This window comes from Luteimicrobium sp. NPDC057192, from assembly GCF_042670205.1.
Taxonomy (GTDB): domain Bacteria; phylum Actinomycetota; class Actinomycetes; order Actinomycetales; family Cellulomonadaceae; genus Luteimicrobium.
The window spans coordinates 24232-37060 of record NZ_JBHUWD010000015.1; the positions used below are offsets into that span (position 1 = coordinate 24232).

The window sequence follows — 12829 nt, forward strand, 5'->3', positions numbered from 1 at the left end:
CGTATGGTTACGGAGTCGACGCGGGGTGGAGCAGTTCGGTAGCTCGCTGGGCTCATAACCCAGAGGTCGCGGGTTCAAATCCCGCCCCCGCCACCAGAGAAAGGCCCTCGACCGGAAACGGTCGGGGGCCTTTCGCCTTGCTACGCGACGGCGTCGAACATCGCACCGACGAGGACGTCGACCGCCGGGAGGATCTCGTCGAACGTGCGACGGTACGCCGAGGCGCCTCGGCCGTAGGGGTCGGCCACGTCGTCCTCGTCCGGGTCCGCGGGTGCACCCCGGTGAAGGCGCGCGTCGTCGCGGAGCCCGCGGAGGCGCGCAGCCGACGGTGCGCCGCCCTCCCGGCGCCGCGGCGCCGGGAGCGTCATGAGGATCCTGGCGAGCTCGCGGAGCGTGAACGTCCGTCCGACCGCACCCGGGACCAGGTCGACGACGGCGGCACGGTGCTCGCGGGACAGCGCCAGCACCAGGTCCGCCCGTGCGACGAGGCCGGCATCGAGCTGGCGCGCGCGGAAGCCCGCCGGGTCCGCTCCGTGCAAGGCGAGCAGCTCGGCCGTCTCGGGCGTCATGGCGGCCCCGCTGAGGGCGCGGGTGCCCGCGGACGCCACCACCACGCCGGCCCCCGGGCCCAGGCGGGCGTCGAGCAGGCGTTCAGCGGCGGGGGACCGGCACACGTTGCCCGTGCACACCGCCAGGACGCGGAACGGTCCGTCGTCGGAACCGGTTCCGAGCTGCCTGATCGGTCCCCACGTCACCCGCCCATCGTCGCGCGCGCAGCGCCGACGCGCAGCGCCGACGCGCAGCGCCGGGGTGCAAGGCCGTGCGAGGCGGGACACGATGGGCCGCGTGACGCATCCGGGGTGGGGGCAGGAGTGGGACATCGGGCCGGTCGCCGCGCCGCCACGCCCACGACCGGCCGCCCGCCGGAGGACGCTTCCGCCCGAGCGAGGAGGCGACGGCCCACGGCACCACCGCCGGACCCTGCGCCGCCTCGCCCTGGTCGCCCTCGCCGTCGTCGCCGTCCTCGCCGCGCTCGCCGCCTGGCTCGTCGTCGACGCCGTCCGGGCGCAGCACGCGCTCGAGGCCGCCCGCGCCGACGTCGCGACGCTCGAGCGCCAGGTGCGCGCGGGCGACGACGAGGCCGCCTCCCGGACGCTGCGCGGCCTCGCCGCCGACACCGCGCGCGCCCGCTCCGCAGCGCACGGACCGGTCTGGTCGCTCGCCGCGGAGCTCCCGTACGTCGGGAGGAACACCCGTGCCGTCCAGACGGTGGCCCAGACCGCGGACGACCTCGCGCTGCGCACGCTCCCCGGGCTCGTCGACGCCGTCGCCGTGGTCGACCCGGAGGCGCTCGCTCCCGACGACGCGACCGTGGCGCTCGGCCCGGTCGAACGCGTCGCGTCGCGCGTGGTCGCGTCCGACGCCGCAGCCCGCAGCGCGCTCCAGCAGCTCGACGCCGTCGACCACGCCGGGCTCGTGGGCCCGGTGCGTGACGCCGTGACGTCGTTCCGCATGGAGGTGGCCGGCGTCGTCGCCACCACCGCGACGGCAGCCAAGGTCGCGGACCTGCTCCCGACGATGCTCGGCGCCGACGGCCCTCGTGACTATCTCGTCCTCGTGCAGAACAACGCCGAGCAGCGTGCCACCGGCGGCATTCCGGGGTCCGTCCTTCTGGTGCGGGCCGACCAGGGACGGGTCGAGGTGCTCGAACAGAAGCCCGGCACCGCGATCTCGACCCGCCGACCGGTGCTCCCGCTGGGCGACGCGGAGCGCGCGCTCTTCGGCACGAGACTCGCCACGGACATGCGCGACGTGACGTTCACACCGGACTTCCCGCGCACGGCGCAGCTCGCCAAGGCCCTCTGGGAGAAGCGTGAGGGCGGGACCGTCGACGGCGTGGTGTCGGTCGACCCGGTGGCCCTGGGCCTCCTGCTCGGGGCGACGGGGGACGTCGTCGTCGACGGGACGACGCTCAGCGGCCGGGACGCGGCCACGTACCTGCTCAACGGCGTCTACCTGGACCGGCCGGAGCCCGCAGCCCAGGACGCGTTCTTCGTGGACGCCGCGCGCGCCGTGTTCTCCGGGCTCTCGAGCGGCGAGGGAGACCCGCGGAAAGCCGTCGCGTCGCTCGCGGAGGCGGCGCGCGCCGGCCGGCTCATGCTCTGGTCGACCCATGAGGACGAGGAGGACCAGCTCGCGCCGACCGTGCTGAGCGGCCGCCTCGAGGGCTCACGCACCAGCCGGAGCGGCACGTCGCCGGTCGTCGGGATCTACCTCGAGGACGGGACGCAGGCCAAGCTCGGCTACTACCTCGACCTCGACCTCGACGGCCGGGCGACCGTGTGCCGTGCCGACGGGTCGCAGGCCGTCGAGCTCACCGTGACGCTCTCGTCGCGCGCGCCGTCCGCCGCCGCGGAGCTGCCGGGCTACCTCGTGGGTGTGTCCGACGTCGTCCCAGCCGGCGAGACCCGCACGAACGTGCTGGTCTATGCGCCGACGGGCGGCGGGATCGCCTCGTCGAGGGCGAGCGCGGGAACCCCGGGGCTGTTCGCGCAGGTCCACGACGGGCTCTCGGTCGGGGCCCGGACCGTCACCCTCGAGCCAGGCGGCAAGGCGACCCTCCGGCTCACGATCGACACCGGACCCGGGCAGTCGGGCGACGTCGTCGTGCGCAGCACCCCCACCGCACGCCAGGGAGGATCGACGGTCGTCCCGTCCTCGTGCGGGTGACCCGGGGTTTCGCATGCGCAGCGTCCGGGGTACCGTCACACTGGGATCGAATGTCCGTGCCTGCCTTCCGGCGGAGCACCACGACCGACACGTTGCCGAGGCCTTTCGGGGGAATGGCTATGAAGGCTCGCCGCACGCTCGCCATGATCACCACCGCCGCCGCGCTCACCTTGCTCCCGGCGGCCGCGTTCGCAGCCGACGACTACGGCGCGGGCGACTTCAGCGACACCTGTCCCGTCTCGGACGCGACGCCCGTCGTCGGCCAGACCGTGACGTGCACCCTGCACGGGCCCGCGAACACGGACGTCACGGCGACGGTCACCTCGGTAGACCCGGCCATCCCGTCGTCCGCGATCACCATCGCGGGCACCAAGGCGATCACCAAGACCACGGACGCGAGCGGAGCGGTCACCTTCGACCTCACCTTCGCCGAGCCCGGGACCTACACCTTCGAGCTCACCGCGACGGACGGGGGAGCGGAGATCTCGACCCAGCAGCTCGTCGTGTCGGCGGCTGCTGCGGGCGCGGGGAACGCTGCCGCTCCGGGGACCGGCTCGCTCGCGACGACTGGTGCCGACGTGCTGCCGTACGCGCTCGGTGCTGCGGGGCTCGTGCTGGTCGGTGCGGGCACGCTGGTCGTCGTTCGGCGCCGCCGGGCGTAGAGACACCCACGAGTCGGGCCTTCCTGCCTGGTCGGGCAGGTCCTCGAGTCCTCCCTAGTCCGGCAGGTCTTCGATCGGCTGGGCCTCGTGGCGACGTGCCCGGAGAACGTCGAGCTGCGTGTCCGTCATCGACCGACCGGGCCATGCCGGCGCTGCGGCCGCGTGTTCCGGCTCTGGCGCGGGGGCGGGCCGCACGGGTGACGGGCGCGGGGCGTAGCCGTAGGCGCCGTAGTAGCTGTCGTCGGACGCCTTGATCCGGTTGAGCACGATCCCCAGCACCCGGGCGCCGACGGTGTCCAGCGCCGTCAGAGCGTCCCGGAGCTGGTGGCGCCGGGTGATGCCCGCGGTGGCGACGACGATCGCGCCGTCCGCGATCCGCGAGAGGACGGCGGCGTCCGTCACGGGCAGCAGCGGTGGGCTGTCGAGCAGGACGATGTCGTGGTCGCGCGTGAGGTCCTGCAGCACCGTGGACATGGACGTCGAGCCGAGCAGCTCGCTCGGGTTCGGGGGGACCTGGCCGGCGGGGAGGATGCTGAGGCGGCCGTTGCCCCAGGGTTGGAGGACCTCGTCGAGGCCTGCGCGGCCGATGAGAACGGTCGTCAGGCCGACGGCACCCTCCAGCCCGGTGTACGCCGCGAGCATGGGGCGGCGCAGGTCGGCGTCGACGAGCGCGACCTTGGTGCCCGCGGCCGCGAGCGTGATCGCAAGGTTCAGTGCGGTCGTCGACTTGCCCTCCTGCGGCAGCGACGAGGTGACGACGATCGAGCGGGGCCGGTCGGCCACGTCGAGGAACTGGAGATTCGTGCGCAACCGCCGGAACGACTCGGCCCGCGGGCTCTGCGGGCTCGTCTCGAGAACGAGCGGATGGGACGCGGCCTGACGGTCGTTCGCGACCGTCCCGATCACCGGGACGTCCGTGACGCGCGCGACCGACTCCTCGTTGCGGATGCCGGTGTCGAGCGACTCTCGCAGGAACGCGACACCGACGCCCACGACGAGCCCGAGCAGGAGGCCCAGCGCGACGTCCACCCGCGTGTTCGGGGACGACGGCGAGGTGGGCGGCTCCGCGTCGCGCACGACCGTCACCTTGACCTTCGAGGACCCACCGTCCGACGGGGTCTCGAGGTCGGCGATCTCCGTGCGCAGGTGAGCCGCCACGGCGTTGGCGGTGAGCGCCGCGGTCGAGGGGCTCGGGTCCGTGACGGTCAGGTCGATGAGCGACGTCTTGTCGGGGGAGCTCGCCGAGACTCGCGACCCGAGCGCGCCGGCGCTCGTGCCCAGGCCGAGCTCGTCGATCACGGGGGTCAGCACCTTCGGGCTCGACACGAGCTGGACGTACGACGCCACCTGCTGCTGGGAGTAGCTCGCTCCCTGGACGAGAGCGCCGGTCGAGGCGTCGCCCTGCACAGAGACGTAGAGCTGCGTCGAGGCGGTGTACTGAGGTGTCTGCAGCGCTGCGAAGAAGAGAGCGAGCAGGCCGCCGAGAACCGTGCACCCGACGACCGCGACCCAGCGTTTGCGCAGCGTCGCGACGAAGTCCTGGAGCTCCACCCTGCATCCCCCGCCCGGCGTCGTCGAACCTTCAGGTCCCAACGTCACACGACCAGCGCCCGTTGTCGCGGTCAGCGCGCCGTCCGTGCCGCCGCAGACTTCGTCGCGCGGCGGCCGATGATGCGGGTTACCTTCGACGGGTCGTGCCGAAACCGCTCGCGGGCGGGACGAAACACGCCGGGGGGCGGGATGTCGAACCAGCACGTGCGGACGCTGCCGGGGCGGCCAGGGGGGACCACCGAGCCGGTGGCCCAGGTCCGAGGCCGCGTTCCCTCGCTGCGTCGCTACGCCGCGTGCGTGACCGTGACGGACGCCGCCGCGGTCGCTCTCGCCGTCGCCATCGCCTACGTCGTGCGGTTCGACGGGAACGGTGCCGCCAAGGTCGACGGCGGCTACTCGCCCACCTACCTGGCGGTCTCGCTGCTGCTCGGGCTCGTGTGGATCGTCGCGCTCAGCCTGGGTCGTACGCGCGACCGACGGCTCGTCGGCAACGGGCCGCGTGAGTACTCCCGCGTCCTCGGTGTGAGCTGGAGGCTCTTCGCCGCGGTCGCCGTCGTCTCCTACCTCCTGCACATGCAGATCGGCCGGGGCTACCTCGCGATGGCTGCCCCGATCGGCGTCGCGCTCCTCCTCGCCGAGCGGCTCGGTTGGCGGCGCTGGTTGCGTCGTCGTCGGCGGCGCGGCGAGCTGAGCTCCGGGATCGTGGTGATGGGCTCACGCACGCAGGCCACCGGCATGATCGACGAGCTCGCCGCCGCGCCGGACGCCGGCTACCGCGTCGTCGGCGTGTGCCTCGCGGGCGAGGAGCCCACCGGGCTCGTGCGGGGTGTGCCGGTGCTCGGTGGCGTGCTCGACGCGGCGCACGTTGCCGAGTCCACGGGCGCGGCGGCGGTGGCGGTGGCCGGGTCGGACGCCGTGTCGACCCAGGTGGTGCGCGAACTGGGATGGGAGCTCGAGGGCAAGGGCATCGACCTCGCGCTCAGCCTCGGACTCGTCGACGTGGCGGGACCGCGCGTCATGGTGAGCCCCGTCAACGGGCTCCCGCTCGTCTATGTCGACGAGCCGCGCTTCACCGGCCGCAAGTACGTCGCCAAGGCGGCCTTCGACTTCGTCGGCGCCTTCCTCGCGGTCCTCGTGCTCCTGCCCGTCCTCCTGGCGATCGGACTCGTCGTCGTGGCCACGAGCCGCGGGCCGGTCTTCTATCTGCAGGAGCGCGTCGGAAAAGATGGACGCCCCTTCCGCATGATCAAGTTCCGGACCATGGTCGTCGGCGCCGACGCCCAGCTCCGGCAGGTGCTGGCCGCCGAGGGAGTCGAGGAGATCGCGCCGTTCTACAAGCCGCGTTCCGACCCACGCATCACGCGGCCGGGCCGATTCCTGCGGACCTACTCGCTCGACGAGCTGCCCCAGCTGTTCAACGTGCTCCGCGGGGAGATGAGCCTCGTGGGGCCGCGCCCCCAGGTGGCGGCCGAGGTTGCGGTCTACGACCACCTCGCCTCGCGCCGCCTGCTCGTGAAACCGGGCATGTCGGGGCTGTGGCAGGTGTCGGGCCGCTCCGACCTCTCGCCGGACGAGGGCATCCGCATGGACGTGCGCTACGTCGAGAACTGGAGCATCGTCGGCGACCTCCTCATCCTGGTCCGGACGTTTCGCGCCATCCTGGTAGGCGCCGGTGCGTACTGAGCCGCGAAGCGTCCCGCTGACCGCGCTGTTCCTCGTTGTGTGCTTCGTGGCTGTCTCCCGGGGCGTGTTCCAGGTGAGCGTGGGGAAGACGGCGGGCTACGCCCTGCAGCTCGCCGCGTTCGTCGTACTGACGACGGTGCTGTTGGTGGCTGGCGCCCGTCCCCGTCCCTCGCTCCGCGTCCAAGGATCGCTCGGTTATGCGTTCGTCGTCGTGGTCCTGGCATCGTGCCTCGTGACGTCGTTCGTGCAGCACATCACGTACTTCTGGTACTACGCGGGCGTCATGGTCTTCTTCGCGGCGATGTTCGTCGTGTACGGGGGGTTCGAGTTCGCGGCGGCGAGGCGGATCGACGTCGGTGCCGCGCTGTCCGTCGTCACGGTGGCCCTCGTCGGGACGGCGTTCGTGCAGCAGCTCACGGGGTGGGACGCGTTGCCGGCGTCCGACGAGGCGAGCCTCGGGGGCACCGTGCGACCCGCCTCGCTCACCGGCTCGTTCCTCCACTACCCGCTGACGACGTCGCTGCTCTTCTTCCTCCTCCTGGAGGCCCACCGGCGCACGCACCGGCAGTACGTCCTCCTGGCCGCCTTGCTCGCGGGTGTCGGAACGGTGACGAGCTACTCCCGGTCGGGCTACCTCGTGCTGGCCGCGGGGGGCCTCTTCTACCTGGTCTCTGCCCGTGACATCGCGGCCCGCATGCGGTTGGTGGGCGCCGCCGTCCTCGCCGGCGTGGCGACGTTCTCGATCGGGCTCGGCCGCTCGTACTTCGACCGCGGACTCACCTCCTTCGACCTCTCGGGCTCGGGAAACAACGTGCGGGTCGAGCTGTGGCGCGAGTCGACGGTGCGCTGGCTGGACTCGAACCTGCTCGTCGGCCAGTACACGGGCATGGCCTCCAACGTCACCCGGAACCTCGCGGACGCGGCCGTCGGGGTCGTCGAGTCCGGGCTTTTCCAGCAGCTCCTCAGCTTCGGGCTGATGGGGACCCTGCTCTTCTACGCCCTCATGCTCGGCGTGCGCCGCAGTCTCCCGAAGGAGTCCCTCTGGCTCCGCGCGGGGCTGCTCGGGGCGCTCGTCGAGAGCGTCGTCTACCAGTCGATCGAGGTCTTCCCGTATGTCTTCTTCTTCTGCATGGCCGGGGTCGTCGGACAGTCCGCGGTGGAGCCTCGTCACCGTGACGTACGACAGCGAGGAAGCGCTGACCGCGTACTGGCGGGATCGGCTCCCGCCCGAGGTGGAGTGGGTCGTGGTGGACAACGCGTCCCGTGACGGCTCCGCCGCCTACGCGGAGGCACACGGCGCGCGCGTGCTGCGGCAGCCGCGCAACCGCGGCTTCGGTGTGGCCAACAACATCGGGCTCGAGGCGGCGCGAGGACAGTACGTCGCCTTCGTCAACCCCGACGTCGCCGTCGACCTCGGTTCGCTCGACGCCCTCGCGCGGGAGATCGACCGAGAGCGCGGCCTCGTGGCGCCGCAGCTCCTCCATCCGGACGGCTCGGTCCAGCCCAACGGCAGGGGCTTCCCGGCGCTGTCCCACAAGGTGGGCAACCGGCTCCGAGGGGAGGGCGCGTCGTCGTACCGGGTCGTTGCCGGTCCGAAGGAGACCCGCTACGTGTGCTGGGTGATCGGCGCGGCCGTCGCCTCGCGGCGCGAGTGGTTCCGGGCGCTCGGTGCGTGGGACGAGCGGTACTTCGTCTACTACGAGGACTCCGACCAAGGGATGCGAGCCTGGGCGGACGGGATGACCGTACGCCTCGTAGGCGACGTCCGATGGTGCCACGGGTGGACGCGGGCTACGACGCGGCTGCGGCTCCTTCCGTGGTGGCACGAGCTCCGGTCGATGTCCTCGTTCTACGCGCGCTACCCGGCGCTGCTTGTCGCGGGCCCCCACCTCCGGCGCCGATATCCGACGGTGTCGCAGTCGATCGGGAAGGTGCTGCAGCGTGAGCCGTGACGCGGAGCCCGGGGCGCCTGTGTTGCCTGTGACGCTGGCGATGACTGTGCTGAACGAGGCCGGCGGGCTTCCGCGCTTCCTGCGCTCGCTCGCCGAGCAGAGCCGGTTCCCGGCCCAGGTGGTCGTCGTCGACGGCGGATCCACGGACGGGACGGTCGGGCTGCTCCGGGCGTGGAAGGCGCCGCCGGGCGTGACGATCGAGGTCCTCGTCCAACCCGGCGCCGGGATCGCCCGAGGTCGCAACCTGGCGATCGAGCGGGCGCAGTACGAGCACGTCCTCGTGACGGACGGTGGCACCACGCTGTCGCCGCGTTGGGTCGAGGCACTGGTCGGCGCCCTCGAAGACGGCGCCGACGTGGCCTCGGGGTTCTTCGAGCCGGGCGGAAGCACGCCGTTCGCAAGGACGCTCGCGACGATCATCCTGCCTCGCCTGGACGAGATCGACCCGGCAGCGTTCTTGCCGTCCAGCAGGTCCGTCGGGTTCACCCGGTCGTCGTGGAAAGCGGTCGGTGGCTATCCGGAATGGCTCGACTACTGCGAGGACCTCGTTCTCGACCTGGACCTCAAGAACCACGGCGCGTCGTTCGCGTTCGTCCCCGAGGCAGTTGCGACCTGGGACGCGCGGCCCACTCTGGCGGCGTTTGCTCGGCAGTACTACCGCTACGCGCGGGGCGACGGGAAGGCCAAGCTCTGGCCGCGCCGGCACGCGATCCGCTACGGCGCGTACGCGCTGGGTGTCGCGCTTCTCGCGAGCCGCAGCGGCGCGGCTCGGATTGCCCTCGTCGCCGGGGGTGCGGTCTACCTCCGGACCTCCGTGCGTCGCGTGGTCGGCCGGGGTGCCGGGCCTGCGATGATGGCCGGAAGGCTCGCCGCCGTCCCGCTCGTCGTGCTGACGGGGGACCTGGCAAAGATGGTCGGGTACCCGGCAGGTCTGTCATGGAGGCGGCGGACCGGACGCGGTGGTGCCGCGCTCGGGGCGGAGGCTCGGCCGTGACCGTTCCCGCGCTGTCCATCGTTCTGCCCGTCCACAACGACGGGATCTACGCCGTCTCAACGATTGCGCGGCTGGCCAGCCAGACTCGCGGGGATTTCGAGTGTGTGGTCGTCGATGACGGGTCGACGGACGGCAGCGGGAACGTCATCGCGGGCGCTATCGCTTCCGACCGGCGCTTCAGGCTCGAACCGCTCGAACCGGCCGCAGGCCAGGGCGCCGCCCGAAACCTCGGTCTCCGGAGCACATCCGCGGAGTGGGTCTGGTTCGTGGACGCAGACGACGAGCCCCGTGATGATTTCGTCGAACGAATGCTCGAATGCGTGCAGCCGACTGTGGACCTCGTGGTGTGCCGGGCGCTCGAGCGCCGGGGAACCGTCGCAACACCGTTGCCACTACCTGGCGGGCGACCTCCGCTGAGCCCCGCAGAACTCGTGGGGGAACTGCTCCGCGGCAACGTGCGGGGATACGTGTGGAACCGGATCTTTCGGCGCACGGTGCTGGGGGCCGATCCGTTTCCGGACCTGACCTCGAAGCAAGACATCGTCGCGATGGTCGAGATCGCCCCGCGCTGTCGAGCTACCGCGGTGCTTGACGAGCCCCTCTATACCTACGTTCGGCGCGGCGACTCAGTCACTGGCGGTCGTGCTAACCGCGCGTCCAACGCCCTCGTCCCCGCTCGACGGGTAGCGGAGGCAGACTGGGCAGGCCGTCGGCTGTCAACCGCCGACGACCGCGCGTTGTACGCGCTCCTCGGGGCCACGTCCTACGCGCACGACGCGGCGCGGTTCGCGGGCGCTGGCTCGCGCGAGAGTGACACTCAAGCGCGGCGCCTGGTGACCACGCGCGGTCTCGCACGCGCCGTGCGCCTCGGCCGGCACGCGCTTGCGGTCAAGGCGGCCGCGCTCTGGGTCTCGCCTCGCCTCTACGTCCGCGCGATCGCTCTCGCAGGGCGGCGGTCATGATGGACGTCCTGCGCGTGCTGCCGCAGCTCAGACAGCACCACGTCGAGACCGCCGACCCTGCGGGTGGGGACCGGGTCACCGTCTTTCTTGCACCGAGCTACGAGACGACGAGCGCCGCGCCGCCGCGAGCGCGCCAGGTGAGCGGGCGAGGAATGTTGCGAGCCGTCTGGGGCAGCGACGCGCGCGTCCTCGAGATCTGGGAGCCGCTGTGGATGCGGCATCTGGCGCTGCACGCCGCGGTCGTCGCGACCTGGAAGGCGGCGAGCCTCGTCCGCCGCGGGCGGCAGCGTCCCGTGGTAGCGCACGCGATGGAGAACGCCGACCTGACTGCCCTGCTCGGTGCCGGGCGTCATGTGCCAGGGAGCGTCGAACGCGCCGCAGCGTTCTTCCTGGGGCGTTACGCGAGATGGTCGCTCAGCCGCGTGGTGTTCGCGACGCCGAGCTCACGCGACCTCTACCTCCGCCTGCCCGGGGCGGCCGGGGTTCCCGCTCGACTGGTGCTCGACCTGCCGACGGCCGCCCCTGAAACGAGCGACGGCAAGGGCGTCGTATTCGTCGGGCTCGCGGCCGAGCACAAGGGTGTGCGCGACCTTCTTCGGGCGTGGCCGGCCGTGGAGGCCGCGAACGCGTCGGCGCGCCTCGTGCTGGTCGGAGACGGCCCCCTGTCGGCCGAGATCGTGTCGTGGTGCTCCGAGCGGCCGAGCAGCAGGGCGTTCCGCGGTGCGCTGCCCCGTGACGAGGCCCTCGCGGAGGTGGAGAGCGCCGCCGTCCTCGCCGCGCCGTCCCGCCCCCGCCGTCGGTGGCGCGAGCAGGTCGGGCTGCCGATCCGTGAGGGGCTCCGGGCCGGCCGTACGATCGTCACAACGAACGAGACGGGGCTGGCACCCTGGCTGAGCGAGCACGGGCACCGGGTGGTTGCGACGGGTGACGTCGAGGCGCTCGCACAGGCGCTGGTCGGCGCACTCGAGACGCCGCTCGACCCCGACGACGTCCGGGCGGCGCTGCCGTCCGTCGACTCCCGTGTTCGCGCGACCGCCGAGCTCTATGAGGGCCTCGTCCCGTGGCCGGAGCCCCGGGCGTGACCGGGCGTCGCGTCGGCCTCGCGGTGACCCTCTTTCTGGCCGGGCTCGCGTGCCTCGCGACCGCCGGGGTGCTGATCGCCCGCTCCGATATCGGCGACTCGCCTAGCGGGACGACCCCGACCGCGGCCGCGCCCACGCCCAGCGACCCGGCCCAGTACGCGCGGGACCTGGTCTCGGCGGCCAACGCTCGGAGGCACGACGCCGGTCTTGCGCGGCTCACGGCGTCGAGCTGCGCCCGCGACGCTGCGAAGCGCCGTGCCGAGGCGCTCGTGGGGACGGCCCCGCTCACGCATGCGCCTCTCGCGCCGGTGACGGAGACCTGCACGGCGTCCCGGACCGCAGCCGAGAACCTCGCGCGGGCGGAGAGCGACCCGGTGCAGGTAGTCGACGCGTGGATGGGCTCCGCCGGGCACCGCCAGAACATCCTCGACCCGGCGTTCGGCTCGGTCGGGGCGTCGTGCGCGAAGGACGGAGCCGCGATGCTTTGCTCGATGGTGTTCCTGGGCAGCTGACGATCGTGCCCGGGCGACCCGGGCGGTCGCCACCTAGGCTCGGGTCGACCGGTGGTCAGGGGGAACGGAGCGCGTCATGAATCTGCCAGGAAAGATCCGCACGGGACGGCGTCTCGCGGGGCAGCTGGCCCGCACGCCCAGCGAGCTCCGCAACGTTCCGCGGACCGTGAGGAGCCAAGGGACCCCGCTCGACGTCGGCCTCCCGTGGCTCGCGTTCGTGGTGATCGACCGGCTCGACGAGATCGTCGGGCCAGAAAGCAGCGTGTTCGAGTTCGGCGGGGGCGGCTCGACCGTCTGGTTCGCAGAGCGCGCCCGACAGGTGACGAGCATCGAGCACGACCCCGAGTGGGCGGCGCTCCTGGAGGAGCGGTTCGCGGCCACTCCGAACGTCGACGTGCGCCACGTCGCGGCGGCAGGCGGCTCGTACGACGAGTACGTCGCATCGGTCGAGAGCTTTCCCGACGACTCGCTCGACGTCGTGCTGGTGGACGGCAGGAGCCGCGTCCGCTGCGCGCTCGCAGCCATGCCGAAGGTGCGTCCTGGTGGCTTCCTGGTGCTGGATGACTCGCAGCGGAAGTACTACGGTCCGGCCCACGAGGCGCTCGCGCCGTGGCCGCACGAGACGCTCCAGGGAATGGCGCCGTACAAGTTCGACTTCGGTGTCACGACGTTCTGGCGGCGGCCGGCTGAGGGCGACTGAC

12 protein-coding genes and 1 tRNA gene are annotated in these 12829 nt (G+C 72.4%); 11 read left to right on the plus strand and 2 right to left on the minus strand.

All coding sequences use genetic code 11. The features are described 5' to 3' along the window. Nucleotides 1-19: 19 nt before the first annotated feature. A tRNA-Met gene (locus ACFT5B_RS08980) sits at nt 20-96 on the plus strand. Between the two features lie 44 nt (nt 97-140). On the opposite strand, the gene ACFT5B_RS08985 is transcribed toward ACFT5B_RS08980, so the two are convergent. After that, nucleotides 141-755: a low molecular weight phosphatase family protein gene (locus ACFT5B_RS08985; RefSeq protein WP_386797652.1), complete on the minus strand. Its 615-nt coding sequence runs from the start codon at nt 753-755 to the stop codon at nt 141-143. A gap of 91 nt (nt 756-846) precedes the next feature. Between ACFT5B_RS08985 and ACFT5B_RS08990 the strand changes: the two genes are divergently transcribed. After that, nucleotides 847-2730 (plus strand): DUF4012 domain-containing protein, encoded by a 1884-nt coding sequence (locus tag ACFT5B_RS08990; protein ID WP_386797653.1) that lies wholly within the window; start codon nt 847-849, stop codon nt 2728-2730. A gap of 143 nt (nt 2731-2873) precedes the next feature. Continuing rightward, the gene (locus ACFT5B_RS08995) at nt 2874-3392 is read left to right on the plus strand and encodes an LPXTG cell wall anchor domain-containing protein (RefSeq protein WP_386797654.1); all 519 of its coding nucleotides are present in this window, start codon (nt 2874-2876) and stop codon (nt 3390-3392) included. Between the two features lie 54 nt (nt 3393-3446). On the opposite strand, the gene ACFT5B_RS09000 is transcribed toward ACFT5B_RS08995, so the two are convergent. Then, the gene (locus tag ACFT5B_RS09000) at nt 3447-4943 is read right to left on the minus strand and encodes a polysaccharide biosynthesis tyrosine autokinase (RefSeq protein ID WP_386797655.1); all 1497 of its coding nucleotides are present in this window, start codon (nt 4941-4943) and stop codon (nt 3447-3449) included. Nucleotides 4944-5240: 297 nt separating this feature from the next. On the opposite strand from ACFT5B_RS09000, the gene ACFT5B_RS09005 reads away from it, so the two are divergent. The 8 genes from ACFT5B_RS09005 to ACFT5B_RS09040 all read left to right on the plus strand — a co-directional run bounded on the left by ACFT5B_RS09005 (nt 5241) and on the right by ACFT5B_RS09040 (nt 12828). Continuing rightward, on the plus strand, nt 5241-6626 hold the full coding sequence (locus tag ACFT5B_RS09005; RefSeq protein WP_386797656.1) for a sugar transferase: 1386 nt from the start codon (nt 5241-5243) through the stop codon (nt 6624-6626). Between the two features lie 46 nt (nt 6627-6672). Beyond that, complete coding sequence (locus ACFT5B_RS09010; protein ID WP_386797657.1) at nt 6673-7893, plus strand: O-antigen ligase family protein; 1221 nt, start codon at nt 6673-6675, stop codon at nt 7891-7893. Continuing rightward, on the plus strand, nt 7799-8578 hold the full coding sequence (locus ACFT5B_RS09015; protein ID WP_386797658.1) for a glycosyltransferase: 780 nt from the start codon (nt 7799-7801) through the stop codon (nt 8576-8578). The genes ACFT5B_RS09010 and ACFT5B_RS09015 overlap by 95 nt, the downstream gene beginning before the upstream one ends. A gap of 40 nt (nt 8579-8618) precedes the next feature. Then, complete coding sequence (locus ACFT5B_RS09020; protein WP_386797659.1) at nt 8619-9572, plus strand: glycosyltransferase; 954 nt, start codon at nt 8619-8621, stop codon at nt 9570-9572. Continuing rightward, a complete protein-coding gene (locus ACFT5B_RS09025) occupies nt 9569-10534 on the plus strand; it encodes a glycosyltransferase family 2 protein (protein ID WP_386797660.1) in 966 nt (321 codons plus the stop codon). The genes ACFT5B_RS09020 and ACFT5B_RS09025 overlap by 4 nt, the downstream gene beginning before the upstream one ends. Further along, nucleotides 10531-11616: a glycosyltransferase gene (locus ACFT5B_RS09030; protein ID WP_386797661.1), complete on the plus strand. Its 1086-nt coding sequence runs from the start codon at nt 10531-10533 to the stop codon at nt 11614-11616. Before ACFT5B_RS09025 ends, ACFT5B_RS09030 begins: the two co-directional genes overlap by 4 nt. Continuing rightward, a complete protein-coding gene (locus ACFT5B_RS09035; RefSeq protein WP_386797662.1) occupies nt 11595-12128 on the plus strand; it encodes a CAP domain-containing protein in 534 nt (177 codons plus the stop codon). Before ACFT5B_RS09030 ends, ACFT5B_RS09035 begins: the two co-directional genes overlap by 22 nt. A gap of 76 nt (nt 12129-12204) precedes the next feature. Further along, the gene (locus ACFT5B_RS09040) at nt 12205-12828 is read left to right on the plus strand and encodes a class I SAM-dependent methyltransferase (protein WP_386797663.1); all 624 of its coding nucleotides are present in this window, start codon (nt 12205-12207) and stop codon (nt 12826-12828) included. Nucleotide 12829 lies beyond the last annotated feature (1 nt).